At 41.3% G+C, this 16,614-nt stretch carries 11 protein-coding genes; 2 read left to right on the top strand and 9 right to left on the bottom strand.

All coding sequences use genetic code 11. The annotated features are described in order from the left end of the window. Window positions 1-150 precede the first annotated feature (150 nt). Both asnS and WAA20_RS01110 read right to left on the bottom strand, forming a co-directional pair. Window positions 151-1,521 (bottom strand): asparagine--tRNA ligase, encoded by a 1,371-nt coding sequence (gene asnS, locus WAA20_RS01115; RefSeq protein ID WP_073388744.1) that lies wholly within the window; start codon window positions 1,519-1,521, stop codon window positions 151-153. 127 nt (window positions 1,522-1,648) lie between these two features. Next, window positions 1,649-2,947, bottom strand: coding sequence for an FKBP-type peptidyl-prolyl cis-trans isomerase (locus WAA20_RS01110; RefSeq protein WP_073388743.1), 1,299 nt, complete (start codon window positions 2,945-2,947; stop codon window positions 1,649-1,651). Window positions 2,948-3,211: 264 nt separating this feature from the next. On the opposite strand from WAA20_RS01110, the gene WAA20_RS01105 reads away from it, so the two are divergent. Beyond that, window positions 3,212-3,763 carry a hypothetical protein gene (locus WAA20_RS01105; RefSeq protein WP_242951199.1) on the top strand — a complete coding sequence of 184 codons (552 nt, stop codon included), beginning with the start codon at window positions 3,212-3,214 and terminating at the stop codon, window positions 3,761-3,763. Window positions 3,764-3,932: 169 nt separating this feature from the next. Here WAA20_RS01105 and WAA20_RS01100 read toward each other — a convergent pair whose 3' ends face one another. The 3 genes from WAA20_RS01100 to WAA20_RS01090 all read right to left on the bottom strand — a co-directional run bounded on the left by WAA20_RS01100 (window position 3,933) and on the right by WAA20_RS01090 (window position 7,843). Next, window positions 3,933-4,358, bottom strand: coding sequence for a DUF1934 domain-containing protein (locus WAA20_RS01100; RefSeq protein WP_073388741.1), 426 nt, complete (start codon window positions 4,356-4,358; stop codon window positions 3,933-3,935). 176 nt (window positions 4,359-4,534) lie between these two features. Next, window positions 4,535-6,622, bottom strand: a complete 2,088-nt coding sequence (locus tag WAA20_RS01095; RefSeq protein ID WP_073388740.1) for a DUF2264 domain-containing protein — start codon at window positions 6,620-6,622, stop codon at window positions 4,535-4,537. Window positions 6,623-6,703: 81 nt separating this feature from the next. Continuing rightward, complete coding sequence (locus WAA20_RS01090) at window positions 6,704-7,843, bottom strand: glycoside hydrolase family 88 protein (RefSeq protein ID WP_242951198.1); 1,140 nt, start codon at window positions 7,841-7,843, stop codon at window positions 6,704-6,706. A 263-nt stretch (window positions 7,844-8,106) separates the two neighbouring features. Here WAA20_RS01090 and WAA20_RS01085 point away from each other — a divergent pair, with 263 nt between their 5' ends. Continuing rightward, window positions 8,107-8,892, top strand: a complete 786-nt coding sequence (locus WAA20_RS01085; RefSeq protein WP_073388737.1) for an AraC family transcriptional regulator — start codon at window positions 8,107-8,109, stop codon at window positions 8,890-8,892. Window positions 8,893-8,982: 90 nt separating this feature from the next. Here WAA20_RS01085 and WAA20_RS01080 read toward each other — a convergent pair whose 3' ends face one another. The 4 genes from WAA20_RS01080 to WAA20_RS01065 form a co-directional block, all read right to left on the bottom strand. Beyond that, window positions 8,983-10,584 (bottom strand): LCP family protein, encoded by a 1,602-nt coding sequence (locus WAA20_RS01080; protein WP_081373889.1) that lies wholly within the window; start codon window positions 10,582-10,584, stop codon window positions 8,983-8,985. Window positions 10,585-10,681: 97 nt separating this feature from the next. Then, the gene (locus WAA20_RS01075; protein ID WP_073388734.1) at window positions 10,682-12,151 is read right to left on the bottom strand and encodes an alpha-L-fucosidase; all 1,470 of its coding nucleotides are present in this window, start codon (window positions 12,149-12,151) and stop codon (window positions 10,682-10,684) included. Between the two features lie 205 nt (window positions 12,152-12,356). After that, window positions 12,357-14,342: a TIM-barrel domain-containing protein gene (locus WAA20_RS01070; protein ID WP_139263788.1), complete on the bottom strand. Its 1,986-nt coding sequence runs from the start codon at window positions 14,340-14,342 to the stop codon at window positions 12,357-12,359. A gap of 102 nt (window positions 14,343-14,444) precedes the next feature. Beyond that, window positions 14,445-16,610, bottom strand: coding sequence for a glycoside hydrolase family 3 C-terminal domain-containing protein (locus WAA20_RS01065; RefSeq protein WP_073388731.1), 2,166 nt, complete (start codon window positions 16,608-16,610; stop codon window positions 14,445-14,447). Between the last annotated feature and the right edge of the window lie 4 nt (window positions 16,611-16,614).

The following is a 16,614-nucleotide window of genomic DNA, read 5'->3' as shown; positions in this document are numbered from 1 at the left end:
TCTGGAAACTATTTTATCACACTTGATGTGATGTTTCGACCTCAATCAGGCGAACACGAACACTAAAAAACTGATTCCCATAAGACTACACGTAAAAAAGCTGCCACACTGTAAGTGTGACAGCCTATAGTTCTAATATATATTGAAATATTAGTAGTTGAGGTTACCAGGTGTTCTTGGGAAAGGTATTACGTCTCTGATGTTCTCAATACCTGTTAAGTACATGATAAGACGCTCAAAGCCCATTCCATATCCTGAGTGGTAGCATCCGCCAAACTTTCTGAGGTTTACATACCATTCAACCTGGCTTCTGTCTACTCCATGGATCTTGATAAGCTCTTCAAGCTTGTCCAGGTCAACTTCTCTTTCAGATCCGCCCATAAGCTCGCCTGAGCCAGGAACTTCAAGGTCAACAGCAGCAACTGTCTTGCCGTCATCGTTGAGTTTCATGTACCATGCCTTGATATCCTTAGGCCAGTTGTAGATGAATACAGGCGCTCCAAAGTGCTCTGTGATCCACTTCTCGTGCTCTTTGGCAATATCTGATTCATAATCAGGAGTAAACTCCCATTTCTCTCCGGAACCCAGAAGAAGGTCGATAGCATCATGGTGAGAGATTCTTACAAAGTCAGAATTAACAACCTTTTCAAGCTTATCCTTAAGTCCCTTTGATACAAACTGGTTAAGGAACTCGATCTCAGCAGCACCCTTTTCAAGAGTGTATCTGATAACGTACTTGAGCATATCCTCTTCTGCATCCATAAGACCATCAAGATGAGTGAAAGCCATCTCAGGCTCGATCATCCAGAACTCGTTAGCATGAGTCTTAGTATTGGAATCCTCTGTTCTGAAAGTAGGTCCGAATGTATAGATCTTCTTGAATGCCATAGCATAAGTTTCGCCGTGAAGCTGACCGGAACCTGTGATATAAGCCTCTTTGCTGAAAAGATCCTGTGAATAATCAACCTGTCCATCCTCTGTCTTCGGAACATCAGCAAGGTCAAATGTTGTAACCTTGAACATCTGATTGGATCCTTCACAGTCAGAGTTAGTCATGATAGGTGTGTGAACATATGTATAGTTATTGTTCTGGAAATACTCATGTATTCCTGCAGCTGCGATTGATCTGATCTTAAATACTGCCTGAAACATCTTGGTTCTTGGACGAAGATAAGCCTGGCTTCTTAAGAACTCAACTGTATGTCTCTTAGGCTGAATCGGGTAGTCTGTAGGGCAGTCACCGATAAGCGTGATGCTTTCAGGCTTAAGCTCATATTCCTGCTTACCATTGGACTCAACCAATGTTCCTTTCACTTCTACAGCTGAACCCGGATGAATCTTTGTGATCTCATCGAAATTTGAAAGTTCTTTTGTATATACAACCTGAAGTGTATTAACGGAAGTACCATCATAGAAATCTATGAATCCAAACTCTTTCTGGTCACGGTTATTTCGAACCCAGCCCTCGATTTCTACCGTATCTCCGATCTTTTTTGTCTTAAAAACATCAATTAAATCCATACTGCTCCTTTCCTCCCGAATTATGGGAGAGTATTGTAAATATAATTTTTAGAACCATTTGCTTACGTAATAAGCAATGGGATTCTTATCTTAAATAATCGATATTATATCTCTAAGTCAAACAAAATTATTCTGCTACTGTCTCTTCAGTTTCAGCTTCTTCTGCTTCCTCAGCTTCAAGTTCAGAAGCTTCAACTTCTACAAGTGTAGCATTCTCTGAAAGGAAATCCTGTGCCTTTTCTGATATAAGCTGCTCAGCTGCAAGCTCTCTAACGTCTCTTCCGTATGTTGTGCTATAGAATTCTGCAAAAGAATCTACGTCTGCATATCCTGACTGAGTTGCAATCTCAAGAAGCTCTGCTTCAACGTCTTCAGCAGTAACTTCAAGACCTTCTGCCTCTGCGATAGCTCTTTCAAGGAAGATATACTGAAGCTGCTCTATAGCCTGCTCGTTCTTGTATGATTCAACTTCTTCAGGTGCGATTCCAAAATTCTGTGCAATATAATCATCTACTGATGAATAAGATACGCCATAGTAATAGCTGTACATCTGCATGTAATACTCAAGCGTATCTTCATAGTCAGCTATAAATCTGTCGATAAGTACCTGAGGGAACTCCTCAGTAAAAGTTGCATTATCATATGCCATCTCAAGAGCAGATGATCTTGCTGTTTCCTTATTTTCCTCTTCTGCCTGAGTCTTAAGATCTTCCTTGATATACTCAAGAAGTCCTGCCTTATCAGTAACGCCTTCAATACCAAGAGCTGTAACCTCTTCGTCTGTATAAGCAGGTGCAGAGATCTTATTGATAGTAACTGAAAAGATTACATCTACACCGGCAAGGTCAGGTGCCTGATAATCTTCAGGGAATGTAAGGTTGATATCTACAGTAGTTCCAACTTCTGCTCCGATAAGACCATCTTCGAATCCAGGAATGAAAGAACCTGAACCTATTACAAGGTCATATCCTTCCTCTGAATCATCTGTGCCGCCCTCGAAAGCTTCAAGTGTATCAGCATATTTACCTACATAGTTGATATTAGCTGTATCTCCGAGTCTTACATCTGTACGGTCTGTAACCTCTACAGCTTCAAAAGATGATCCATAGCTTGAAAGGAGTGTCTCCTCTGCATCTTCATCAGTTACATTAACGATCGGAACCTTAACTTCAAGGCCCTTATACTCTCCAAGTGTTACATAATCACTTGCTGTATATTTGGACAGGTATCCATCCTCTGAAAGAGGTTCAGCAGCTTCAGCAGATCCATCAACAGCTCCCTGAAGTGACTCTGCATTGATACCATCTGCAAGTGATGCTGATGTATTTGCGCTGTTTCCTTCAGCAGAATTATTTGTTTTGTTACATCCTGCAAGTAAAGCCCCACTTAAAACTGTTGCCAATAAAATAGTCAGTTTCTTTTTCATAAATAAAAATCCCTTCTTTTGTGCCTGTTGGCATTATATATTCAGCATAAGCCGAAATCAGATTTGAACTTCCAGTAATACAGAATCTTTTGTGCAAGTCAACTTTTACCATATTACCATACCTTACCCTGTCTTTAAAGCCTCAATAACAATAGCAATAAAAAATTTGTTAAATATGTAGGGAAGCGTTGCCTGTTTTTTTTAAAAATGTTAATATGTACTACGCACCAACTGTTTTTAGTTAATTATTTGGGAGGTTAAGTTTTGAACGCACTTAAAGAAAATTGGAAGGTTGCTCTTGTTGACGCCCTTGTCCTTGTAGTTGTAGTATTTTTGTTTGTATTTCGTCATCCAGTCCTTGCTATAGTTACTCTTGTTCTTGGCATTGCCGGAACAGTTCTCTATATTATTGGATCTAAGAGACTTGCACAGCAGGAAGAGTCTAAAGCACAGCTTGAAGCTGCTAAGCAGACTGTATCAATGTTCATCATCAGTAAGAAAAAGATGAAACTCAAGGATGCAGGACTTCCTTCAGCAGCACTTGAATCTGTTGGAAAACTCGCTCGTAACCAGAAGGTTCCTGTACTCAAGGTTAAGGTTGGATCTCAGATCATGACTCTTCTCTGCGAGCCTGAAATATTCGATTCTGTTCCTGAGAAGAAAGAAGTTAAGGCTACTGTAGCCGGTCTTTATGTAACTTCTGTTAAGGGTCTTCACGGAAACAAAGGCGTTAAGAAGGTTGAAGAAAAGAAGGGATTCTGGAAGAGAACTCTTGAAAAGGCTCAAGAAAAAGCCGGAGCTAAGCAGATTAAATAAATCAGTATCATATCGATTACTATAATAAAATCCGCAGTGACTGCGGATTTTATTTTTTGTTTAAATATAAAATTGTACCAGATTCTTCTTATTATCTGATTCTTTCTATATTAGATAATAGCAAACACTTCCCATATCAGACACTTTATATGTCGTATTCATTTATATGTCATATACTTTCGATATCGATCTTGATATCTGAATTTGATGTCACCTGTCCATCCATTTCAAGCACGTACTTAACATGAGCGCAAAGATGATCTTTTTCTTCTGTAACTTCAAGGATATCAGTTTTGACCTTCATATCCATTGCGCCATATGGTGTGTTATAGGTTGATACGTGATCAACGCCTTTTTCAAATACCATTACAGATGCAAAACTTCCCTTCCTTACCATCTTGATCCTGGTGGGTGTTATACGAAAAGAAGTCGTTACCATCTCGCCTGATTCATCTTTGGCTTCATCGCCCTTTATCACATTAGTTCCATCATCTGTAACGTCCCATGTACAGGTTCCTTTAGACTCGATAGTATCAGGGCTTGATTCTCCTCTATCGTGGATTCCTATAACCGTTATATTGGCTTTTTTCTCCATTGTTATCCTCATTTCTTTACTTTATATCTATGAAATATCTCTTATATCCTCATATAATCTAGTACATAAAAAGCCCTTAGATAAAGCTGATTCCAGACTTTAATGATATATGTTCCATCCTATTCAAGGATATATCAAAAATACCATCCAAATCAACTTTATCCAAGGGCTCATTTTTATAGCTGGAGGCCTGCCTCAATTCCTTCGTACACAGCAGTCCTTACCTGTCCGTCTTTCATCGTGATCGTTACAGGTCCAAAAGCTCCGCTATTCCATGGATCCGAATATCCTATCTTTTTAACAGGGAACAGCTCATCATCTGTAAAGTCCTCGTGACTTTCTTTTGTGATAGTCTGCGATATGAGAACATAAGGCTTTGAAGCATCATAAAGCTTAGGCCCTGACTTCATTCTTGCATATACAACTATAGATTTTTCAGAATCAGGATTTGTACCTGTAGATCTTACCAAATCTATATCTTCCCAGCCTGCAAAAATTGTCATTGCAAGCTGCTTTTCTTTTCCCATATGGTCTTTGCCCTTAAGGATTATTGCTTTATAATCGCCTTCTTCCCTGCGAATTACTTCTGTGCCGTTGTCAGGAAATCCGTATGAACCAAGGGTTATGGTTACAGGTCTTTTAAATAAAGCCAGCTTATCTACACGAACAAGACCTGAAGGCACAGGAAAATCTGCAAAGTCCATGCTTTGAACCCAGTGTCTTTCATCTTCAATCTTATAATCAAAGAACGCACGCCTGTACAAAAGTCCGTCTCTTGACCCTGACCAGAAAATCGCATTGGGATAGAGCTTCTTCCCATTATGATCATCGCCAATAACATACATCTGGGACTCTACTGCAAGGTCATTTCCTGTTACAGGCGTTGATTCCCATGGATACTTGCTGTTATAAGACAGCTTATTGTAGTTCCACATGCCATGCATGTCGTTTGATGTCTTAAACACCTTGGCACTTCTAAGTATCGTCTCGCCGTTATCCTTATGGTTCGTAAAGCAAAGCGCCGGCCCACCAAGCACAGTCTCCTTTACTTCATGCATCCTTATCTTGTCAAAAGAATTCTCCGTTTCCTTACTAGTCCAGAAGGGGTGATCCTTGGGAAGGTGGAGGCAAAGGAATGCCTTACCAAGCCAAAACGGTGACTCTGCACAGGAATAGCCCTGAACAAGCGGCGTAAACTGTCCGTAAAATCCAAGAGTAGGGACTCCGTTCCACAAAAAATCGTCACGCGAAAGGAACTGAAGAAGCGAACCTGAGCAGATACGCCTGGAAAGTCCCGGATCAGCCTCTGAATTTCTAAGGAACATATTTGCATCAAAAGCACTTGTTGCTGCGTTCCTGTAAATACAACTTCTGCCCCACATGTTGGTGAATCCGTCATTATCGAACATGTCGCTATAGGTCTTCATGAGAGCATTGGAAGCTTCTTCTATCTTCTTTGCAACATAGGGCATCTTCTCATAGCCGTACCAGTTGCACCATATAGGGCCATAGACATTGAATGCCCAACAGGAATAATAATCAAAGCACTGTCCATCCCTGTACCAGCCATCACCAACATAGTAGTTAAGGATCGCCTGAGCATGGTCGCCCATTATCTCATCATCAATCTCGTATCCGCATTTATAAAGAAATGCCAGATCCAGCATGTTGAAAAAACGCCAGTTCTGTGGAACTGTAGGGTTATATGCATAGCTTTTCAAAAAGGACGCTATATCACCTTTTTCCTTGTCAGTATACTTATCCCATATTTCCTCGCGGCAGGCATCAAGGCCTATCACAAGAGCGCAGGTTTCAACTGTCTGCTGAAAGGGCTTTATAGGGTCATCAGCAAACTTGCCAACATGGAGCTCTTCGTATGTACCTACATATGCAGGGTCATCCTTTTGACAACAGCTCTTATAGATCTGGTGCTTGTAGTAATCAGCAAGCTTTATGCCATTAATAGTAATTTCAGGCTCGTTATGGATCATTACAGACCCTATGAAAAAAGATCTGGTGAGCCCTTCAAATATTTCCGCTTTCTGCTCGGCAATGAGGGCTTCTCCTGTGCTTGCCTTATGAGGATAGGTTACATCCGTTTCCTTTCGCGGCATTACAACAGGCTTATCTATAGAATCTATGTGATTAAAAACACCTTCAAGCATATACCTTCCAGCGCTAAGCCAGCTGTCTAACGTAAGTCCCGTGTAGGGGCTAAGCTCAAAATCTGTAAACTCAGGTACCCATTTATTCTTCTCTGTCATAATACTTCTCCAATTTCAAGACCGTATCTATAACAGCAGCAATATATTATCTACTGTTACTTATCTTCATTAATCACCCGCTTACCAGATATATGTCTCTTCACCTGTAATTCTGAATATCGCCTCTATAAGATAGTAATCTCCATAGATTATCGGGAATTCATGTTCCTTGTCATGATATGCTGCAGTGCAGGACTTAAGTATATTGTCTGTGTCTGGATTCCAGTCACTGTCTTTTTCTACCAGATAACGAAGTATTCTTTCTACTGTCTGTTCATATTTTACCGCAGTTTCTTCTGCTCCATCTATAAGGTCTTTGCCCTCATTTCTAAGCGTCTTTGCAAGAAGGAGCATTCCGCTTGCTGCTATGGATGCGGCACAGGAGTCTGTATAGTCAGGCTCTTTGGGCTGTCTGAAGTCTACCGGTATTCTTCCACTTTCAGGAGTATTGTCGGCAAAAAAGTCTGCGCATCTTACGGCAGTTTCAAGATATCTCTTTTCTCCTGTATGAAGAAAGCTCATTGTAAAGCCGTATAAAGCCCAGCTCTGGCCTCTAGTCCATACTGATCCCTTTCCATATCCCTGGCCGCCCGGCTCATCAACGAAATCGCCTGTCTCTGGGGCAAATATTACGATATGTCTTGCAGATCCGTCTTCCCTTATAAAGTGCTTGATTGCTGTATCTGCGTGGATCATAGCGATCTTTTTAAATCTTGGATCGCCTGTGAGCTTTGTAGCAATATATAAAAGGGGAAGATTCATAAGACAGTCGATTATCGCCCAGCCTGCATTATCGCCCTTTTCATCATTCCAGGCACGGATGAAGCCTGCAGGATTGAACCTTCCTGCAAGATTAGCTGCTGCCAGAAGGAGTCTGTTTTTGGACTCGTTGCTACCAGTAAGGATCATGGAAGCGTGAGAAGTTGTAAGCCATTTAAAGCCTGAATCATGGTCCATTCCATTGTAATTCATAAGGTTTCCATCAAGCTTTTCTTCAAGCTCCATAGCTTTTGTTTTAAATATATCTTCTTTGGTAGCCCCATAAAGCTGCCACATCATTCCGCCCCAAAAGCCGTTGGTCCACCAGCACAGGTTCTTATCTGTCCAGTCATCGAATACACCATCATAGGCAGTGTACGGAATTTTATCTCCTATCCTTCCGGCAACGGCCAGTTCCTTATTTTTGATCTTTAATGAAATCTCTTTAGCATAATCTAACATATCGTGTCTTCCTTCCATTATTATCTTATGTAGATGTCAAAGGTATCATTTGAAACCTTTTTATATATTTACTTATAACTTGCTCTATTCACAGTCGATGCCATCATCTTCCTGACATCTGTGTCCAATAGCTTATTAGTGCCGGCATATTGCTTAAAGCTCTGATATCAGTTTAATAAATTGACTGTTCTTTTATAATATCTGATAATACATAATAACTAACATTTTCTGCTATTTATGTTTTTATTATATGGAGAAAAAATATGTACGAAGTCTATTACGGAGGCATAAGCAAAGTGCATCCCACAGGTTTTATGATGTCACGTCCAAACGGGGCAGGTCACTATGTTATTCTGCTGATAAGATCAGGTGGCACATATAATATCGCAGGTTGCGAGAAAATTGTCCCCCCTGGAAGCGCTGTTATCCTTGACCCTAAGGTTCCCTACTCATATTCAAATCCCAAGGGACAGTATATAGATGACTGGCTCCACTTTACTTTCGAAGGAGAAAACCTGATATCTAAAAAGCTCCTTCCCCTTAACACTTTTTTCCAGATAAGTGATATTGAAGATCCTGCAACGCTTCTTGGACAGGTTCTGTTCGAGATGTCTTATACCAAAAACGCAGATATTCAAAGAGATAATATAGACTGCCTTATGAACGTCCTTATGAACCATCTCTATAGCGCTTATACCATGCAGGATGATCCAAGGTATAAGAATCCATTCTATCCACAGTTTCAGGCTCTGCGCCTATCCATGCAGGGAGGAAATTTTGATGACATCAGTATGGCAAGAAAGGCTGAATCCATGTCTATAAGCGTGTCCTATTTTCAGCATCTGTATAAGGATTTCTTTGGAATATCTTATCAAAAAGATGTGATAGACATGAGGATTGAATATGCCAAGAGAATGGTGAAATCAACTGACAATAAAATAGAGCTTATTGCTAAGCTCTGCGGATATAGTAACGAAATACATTTCTATCGTCAGTTTAAAGAGATAACCGGAATGACTCCGAAACAATATAAAGAGCTGAATTCGTAAATTCAGCTCTTTTAATAATTAATAGACGAGTTATTTGGTTTATTCTGAATGTGTCAGTACACTAGTTTTGATTGTTTGAATCCTTACCCGTCAAGGTGTCACAGGTGTCTGACTAGGCGTAGCATTAGGATCTGCCGCCGGCGCTGCATTAGGGTCAGCCGGTACTGCATTGGGATCAGTAGGGGTCTGCGCCGCAGCGTTTGGATCTGCAGGTGCTGCTGTTGCCGCATTTGGATCTGTAGTCGTAGCATCAGGTGTAGTAGACTGAGTTCCCTGAGAAGAACTTTCACCTGGATAAACAACATTACCTGTTGCCGGATCTGCCATTGCTCCTGTTGGCTGACCTGTAGCAGGATCGATAACAGCACCTGTATATGGATCATACCATACAACGCCGCCAGTATGAGGATCTATCATAGACATAAGACCTGCATATGGATCCGTCGTCTCTTCCTGAGTGGTACTAGGCGTCGTAGTCTGAGTACTTGTCGTTGTAGTAGTATTATTTGTGTTCTTGTAATATCCGGAAACTACATTACCATCTTCATCAAGAGTATATCCGGAATCAGCCTGGATCTTTTCACTATATTCAAGGACTTTGGAAGACGGGCTGTAATTTTCTTCTCCAAAAAGATATTCATGGAGCCATATTACATTAGCTTCAAGGGTAACAGGAACTACGCAGCTTCCCTTTCTTCCAAGTGTTGCACCTGTTCTCATGTCAGAATTCGGGATACCTGTCGTATCTACTATGCTGTAGCTTGTGATGTTAGATACGTATCCAAGAATTTCTGATGTGGACAGTGATGTATATATTTCATCAGTTACTGCATCAATTATGGCATTAAGCTCTGAAAGCGAAGCCTTGCTGGCTGCTTCAAATACTTTTTCCAAAACGATTCGCTGTCTCTCGGTTCTCTTAAAGTCATCACCTGAGGTGTATCTGATCCTGCAATATGCAGTTGCCTGAAGACCGTTAAGGTGCTGATATCCTGACTGGGTAACAGCTATATATTCCTTGCCCTGCTGACGGGCCATTATCTTCTGGTAGTCATTAAGGTGCTTAACTTCTGCATCTGTAAGCTCTAAGTCTATTCCGCCAAGAGCATCTATTACATCAACAAGTCCCTCAAAACCTACTGTGATGAAATCTGTGATATTAAGATCCAGATTCATGTTTAGCATGTTGATAGCCTGTGTAGGTCCGCCCTGTGCATAAGCACTGTTGGCTTTGTTATAAGAGTCATTACCAAGATTAAGATATGTGTCTCTGTAAACTGAAACCAGCTTAACTTCTTTGGTCGAGTTGTTGATAGAAGCAATAAGGATAGTATCACTTCTTGTATTGTTCTCAAGATCACCGGTTCTTGTATCTACACCGAAAAGAGCAATATTGGTATAACCCTTCATCTGTCCGCTTTCAGCATTAGCCTTAACTTCAGCACTGATATTTTCCTGAAGTTCATCTACTGAAATGGCGACCTTCTGGACACGATCAAGTTTTTTTACAACATAAAGAACAGCGCCTTCGAAAAGTATCACAAGAATCTCCAGAATGATGATAGCCATTCTGAGCTTTCTTGATCTGCTCATCTTAGACGCTTTCCTCTTGGTCGGCACCTCTTTATTTTCAGTTTCTAAAATTTCTTCTTTGATATCCACAATAAGACCTCGATATTCTCGAACTATCATTCAAGTTTACTTGTAACCCCTGAATCTATAATTCAAGTCTGTATTCTAATATATATCATCCCCAAGGTCAAATTATCGCGGAATTTTTAACACTTTTTTAAGAAAAAGATATACGAAATACAACTGGATAATCTGACTTAATATCTGAATGAATGTGCAATCCATCAGTTTTGTGCTGGAAACTGCAACTTCCTCCAAGCACTTCTACATCACTTATTACCCCAGTAAAATGATTCTGATCCTCGTCGCGCCTTCTTGCAAAACTTTTCACATGATAGTCTCCGTTTAAAGACGCCTTCATTACTATAACATACATGTGATCATCTTTGACAGTAAATCTGAAATCTTCTGAAGTGTATTCCTTTGCTGTTTCAGTAAAATAGCCATCTTCTACCTTGGTAGGTCCTTCTGAAGATCTTTCATAAGGCTTTGTTCCGTATATGGCTTCACCGTTTACTTTAAGCCAGCTTCCTATCTCTTTTAACACCTTAGTCTCTTCCTCGCAGATAGTTCCATCGCCCTTAGGACCTACGTTAAGAAGAAGTCTTCCGTTTTTGGAAACTACATCCACAAGGTTCTCTATGATCTGTCTTGAAGTCTTATAACGGTTGTCAGGAATATATCCCCAGGAATAATCTCCTATAGATGTATCTGTCTGCCATATATATGGCTTAGCCTCAGCAAACTGGCCTCTCTCAACATCAGGAACGCCGCAGCCAAAAGGAAGTGCTCCATACTTGTAGTTTACGATTCCTGTAAGGCCAAGCTTCTCCATATGATTGTAATAGTACGCCATCATCTTCCTTACATAAGGTCTTGCAGCGCTGTGGTGTATCCACCAGTCAAAATAAAGAACTCTTGGCGCAAATCGGTCTATAAGTTCAACTGTTCTTGCAAGCCAGTCCTGAAGGAATTCTTCTGAAGGAGTCGGCTCGGAGAAAGGATCCATCTGATCTTCGCATTCCTTCATTGACGGCCAGTAGATATGACCTCTTTCTTCCTTGCCAGTCATATCTGAATCAAACTCTCTTGCATGGGACAAAAACCACCAGTGCTCTATCCTGTGTGATGATACTCCTGCTATCATCCCGTGCTCTCTTATAGAGTCTTCCATCTCGCCGACTACATCGCGCATAGGTCCCATCTTAGCTGCATTCCAGTCAGATATCTTACTTTTGTACATCTGAAATCCGTCGTGATGTTCGCCTACAGGAACTACATACTCAGCTCCGGCTTCTTTAAAAAGGTCATTCCACTCATCAGCACTGAACTTCTCTGCCTTAAAAAGCGGAATGAAGTCTTTGTATCCAAACTCTTTGTGAGGACCATGTGTCTTGACATGATGCTCAAATTCTCTTGTTCCCTGAATATACATCCCGCGTGGATACCATTCATTGGCATAAGCAGTCTGTGAACATACACTAAAATGTATGAATATTCCGAATTTGGCATCAGCGTACCACTTTGGTACAGGATATGTAGAAATAGATTCCCAGGTATCTTTATAAGGCCCCTTTGCTATCTGGTCGTCTATACGGGCCATTTCTTTTTGAAGATCGAATTTCATATTTAACCTCTTATCGCGAGCAAAGCAAATGGCTAATGGTTCAAATTGGCGGAGCTCGCGACACCAATTTGGTCTTGAAAAAGGAACATTTTCAAACTTAACCTCGTTATTTTTTACAATTTCTGAGTTATATAACCCGATAAAGCGATTTGCATAATACAAATCGCTTTATCTGATCATCTTGATATATTTGCCATAAAAATCATTATACTCTCTTAAATACAGGGATACTGTCTATAGGAGCCGGCGCCTTAACTGTGCATCCGCCTTCATATACCTTGCCATCACGGATGTCTTCCCACTTTCCTTCAGGAAGGTATACTTCTCTTTCTGATACACCTGCTTCAAGGACAGGTGCTACAAGGTACTTACTACCGAACATGTACTGATCATCGAGTTCCCAGCACTTCGCATCTTCAGGGAATTCAAGGAACATAGCACGCATGATTGGAAGACCTGTCTTATGAGCCTCTTTGTTGAGCTCGTCAATATATGGAACAAGACTTTCGCGAAGCTCTAAGTTCTTTTTCATAACATTAAAGACTTCATCGCCGCATGCCCACATCTCAGTAGGTGCGCCTGTGTGGAGGTATCCGCCGCCCCAGTCCTTGGTAGTGTCAAGTGCAGGGATGTTCATAGGTTCTCTATCTCCGTGGAGACGAAGGATAGGTGTGAATATAGCAAACTCGAACCATCTCTGAGCCAGCTCTTTAAAGTATTCTGTAGTCATATCACCATTCATGAAGCCGGCAACGTCTGTATTCCACCATGGGATACCTGCAATACCCATATTAAGGCCTTGGCCAACTGCTGACTGCAGAGCTTCCCAGGTTGACTGGATATCACCGTTCCATAGAAGTGTGCCGTACTTCTGTGATCCAACCCAGCCGCATCTGATAAGCGAGAAGATCTTGTCATTGCCATCAGCTTTCTGACCATCGTAGAAAGCCTTAGCATAAAGCTTAGGATAGATGTTGCTGCAGGAAAGAGCAGTCCCCATACGATAGCGGTAGTTGTCAAAATCATATACGCCAAAGTCAGGCTCAGCATTATCAAGCCAGAACATATCAATGCCGTAGTCATAGTAGTTCTTCTTGCAGATATCCCAGATATACTGACGAGCCTCAGGGTTAGTGCAATCTATCTCTACGCAGTCTCCCTGATAGTCGTAAGTCTGGTTTGAACCATGCTCTGTACGGATAAGATATCCCTTATCCCACATCTCATTAAAATGAATGGACTTCTTATCAACTGAAGGCCATACAGATACGATTACCTTTGTACCGCCAGCGTGAAGCTCATCTATCATTGACTTTGGATCAGGCCAATACTCAGGATCGAACTGCCAGTCACCCTGCCTTGTCCAATGGAAAAAGTCTATTACGATAACGTCAAGCTTGATGCCAAGCTCCTTATATTTTCTTGCTACAGAAAGAACCTCTTCCTGAGTTCTGTAACGAAGTCTTGACTGCCAAAGGCCAAATACGTCATTTCTGATCTCTGGAGCTCTACCTGTAACTTCTGTATATCTTTCTACAATCTTTGCAGGTGTATCTTCTGCTACGATCCAGTAATCAAGTTCCTTGGTTGCATATGCTTCAAACTCTGTATAGTTCTTACCAAAAGAAGCTTTACCTACTGCTGGGTTATTCCATAAGAATCCAAAGCCCTTGCTTGAAAGAGCAAAAGGAATTGATGTCTGGGAGTTACGCTGTGCAAGCTCAAGTACGCATCCTTTAAGGTCCATGTACTTTTGCTGATAGCAGCCCATACCAAAGATCTTCTCATCGTCATTGGGCTCAAAGCGCATAGTAAGCTTGTAATCTCCGCCCACTATAGGCTTAAAGTTCCTGGCAATGAGTTTAAGACATATGCTCTCCTTGGTTACAGAGGCATCATAGCTTCTATAATATTCCTTGAGAATCTTCTGTCCATTTTTGAAAAATGTGATAACACCTGAATTATTGATATGAGCAGATATATTACCATTTTCAATCGTAGCATGATCATCAAAAGTCTCGATCCTGGCACTTCCATGATCTATATCTTCCTCTAGTCCCCAGTTATTACCTGTAAATTCAGGATACATTGTAGAGCGAACACGAAGAGCATTCTTGCCCCAAGGCTCAATTCTGAGAGTCTCTCCCTCTCTTTTCCCAATTAGGATATTTCCATCCTGTGCAAAAAACATACTTTCCTCCTTATGCTGTGATCTTATGAGATCATAACTATTATTTCCAAAAAATCATTACACTCCAAAGGCTCATAAAAGCCTTATAACGAACCTGTAGCATTAAATTGTAAGTCTTATATCACGTGAAGATGAACCTATCGCATACTTGACAGACTTATTAAAGCTCTTGGAAAGCTCTGTCTCTGAGTCAAGTTCTACAGCTATATCCACGCTTCTTTCTTCGCCTGCGCGAAGGTATACTTTTTCAAAACCTGCAAGTTCCTGGAATACTTCTGCGCTTTCTCTTCTTGCATAAACCTGCACGGTTTCAAAGCCTGATACTTTTCCTATATTTTTGATACTAACTGTAATAACCTTATTACCCTTATCATCAAGCGCCAACTTAGGATCTGAATATTCAAAGCTCGTATAAGACAGACCATATCCAAACGGGAACAAAGGCTCTACATTATCAGTATCATTAAAGCGGTATCCAACCTTGAAGCCTTCTGTATAATGCGCTGTTTCAGGCTCAGGGAATCTTGCCAGAAAGTGACTTCCATAATCACTAAGGTCATGCCCTATAGTCTCTGCAAGCTTGCCGGAAGGATTGACATTGCCAAGGATCACATCTGCAAGGGCATTGCCTCCCTCAATTCCGTTATAGTAAGTCCAGATAAGAGTCTTAACCGTGTCTGCCCATGGAGTCATATTAAGAGGACTTCCTGCTACCATAACTACCACAAGATCAGGACGTATCTTAACAAGCTCTTCTATGAGCTCGTTTTGCTCATAAGGAATATCCATGTTTATCCTGTCTGTCCCTTCAGAATCAAAATCGTGATTGATTCCGCCTATGAATATAACCTGCTCATAAGACGGATCCTTTGCCATCGACAGGGCTTCCTCACGGAGCTTAGCACGAAGCTTTGACAGTTTTTTGTCTACTTTAATAACAGACTGAGTCTTACCACCGCCATTTTCAAGGGAAGCTTCCTGCCAGTTAGCTTCTGCTGCCTTCCTTATAGCATCGAGCCTCTGCCAGTTGGTTCCGCCATCTTCGAAGGCTGACGGCTCATCTGCTCTGAACCTTGAAGTATAGCCCTCTGCATAATCGATCTTGCAATTACCACCTATATGACTTCTAAGTCCCATAAGAGGAGTTATCTCATATAGAGCCTTGATCTCTGCTGATCCTCCGGCATTTGAATGGATCCTGTCACCGTTTTCACCAATTACAAGGATCTTTCTAAGCTTATCTCTCTTAAGCGGAAGTGTCTTATTATCATTTTTAAGAAGGATCACACCTTCTCTTGCAACATCAAGTGCTATCTGCCTGTGCATCGGAGTATTGTAACTTCCGCACTTTCTCACAAAGCCTTCCATCATATTAAGGCGATACATAAGAAGAAGGAGATGATAGACTTTTTTGTCAATATATGACTCATCTATCTTACCTTTTTGAACCATCTTCTTAAGAGGCCTTGCCATAACATAATCATCGAAGTTGTCTCTTACAGACATCTCAAGATCAAGGTCTGACACGGCTGCTTTATCAGTATTGTGGACACCGCCCCAGTCTGATATTACCGCTCCGTCCCACTTCCACTCATCTCTTAGTACCTTGGTAAGTAGGAATGGATTCTCATTGCAATAATCGCCCCTGAACTTGTTATAGGCACCCATTACGCTGTAGGCTCCGCCATCTTTTAACACCTTATGGAAGGCTCTTAGATATATACGACGAAGTACCTCTTCATCAACATCAGCGTCCACTTCAAGGCGCTGCGTCTCCTGATTGTTAAGTGCAAAATGCTTGACGCAGGCTGCAACGTCCCACTCCTGAAGCCCCTTAACAAACTCTGATGCAAGCTCACCTGTTATATAAGGATCTTCACTAAAATATTCAAAATTCCTTCCGCAAAGGGGAGTCCTCTTGATATTGATACCCGGAGCAAGGCTTATATCCTTGCCTCTTCCTCTGTTCTCTTCACCAAGGACGCTTCCCATATCCCTTGCAAGAGACCTGTTCCAGGTAGAAGCAAGAGATGAATTGCATGGAAGGTATGTAACCTCGTCGCTTGCATGTTGCGCCGGTATCCACTTATCAGGCTCAAAATCTGCCCTTACGCCCATAGGGCCGTCTGACATTGTAAGCGGCGGAATATTAAGATGATCCACTTTCCCGTTTTGAAAAAGGTGTGCGCCGTGGATCATGGCAATCTTGTCGTCAAGAGTCATCTTACTGATGACTTTTTCTATTTCCTCTTTAAAATCTTCTTTCATTAAA

This window comes from Butyrivibrio fibrisolvens (genome assembly GCF_037113525.1).
Taxonomy (GTDB): Bacteria; Bacillota; Clostridia; order Lachnospirales; family Lachnospiraceae; genus Butyrivibrio; species Butyrivibrio fibrisolvens.
Note: the sequence above shows the minus strand (reverse complement) of the source record. Positions and strands in the feature narration are given on the sequence as shown.

What these genes read in the sequence shown, in the direction of transcription:
- asnS (WP_073388744.1), bottom strand. Translation starts at nt 1,521, where the DNA reads ATGGATTTAATTGATGTTTTTAAGACAAAAAAGATCGGAGATACGGTA.
- WAA20_RS01110 (WP_073388743.1), bottom strand. Translation starts at nt 2,947, where the DNA reads ATGAAAAAGAAACTGACTATTTTATTGGCAACAGTTTTAAGTGGGGCT.
- WAA20_RS01100 (WP_073388741.1), bottom strand. Translation starts at nt 4,358, where the DNA reads ATGGAGAAAAAAGCCAATATAACGGTTATAGGAATCCACGATAGAGGA.
- WAA20_RS01095 (WP_073388740.1), bottom strand. Translation starts at nt 6,622, where the DNA reads ATGACAGAGAAGAATAAATGGGTACCTGAGTTTACAGATTTTGAGCTT.
- WAA20_RS01090 (WP_242951198.1), bottom strand. Translation starts at nt 7,843, where the DNA reads ATGTTAGATTATGCTAAAGAGATTTCATTAAAGATCAAAAATAAGGAA.
- WAA20_RS01085 (WP_073388737.1), top strand. Translation starts at nt 8,107, where the DNA reads ATGTACGAAGTCTATTACGGAGGCATAAGCAAAGTGCATCCCACAGGT.
- WAA20_RS01080 (WP_081373889.1), bottom strand. Translation starts at nt 10,584, where the DNA reads ATGATAGTTCGAGAATATCGAGGTCTTATTGTGGATATCAAAGAAGAA.
- WAA20_RS01075 (WP_073388734.1), bottom strand. Translation starts at nt 12,151, where the DNA reads ATGAAATTCGATCTTCAAAAAGAAATGGCCCGTATAGACGACCAGATA.
- WAA20_RS01070 (WP_139263788.1), bottom strand. Translation starts at nt 14,342, where the DNA reads ATGTTTTTTGCACAGGATGGAAATATCCTAATTGGGAAAAGAGAGGGA.
- WAA20_RS01065 (WP_073388731.1), bottom strand. Translation starts at nt 16,610, where the DNA reads ATGAAAGAAGATTTTAAAGAGGAAATAGAAAAAGTCATCAGTAAGATG.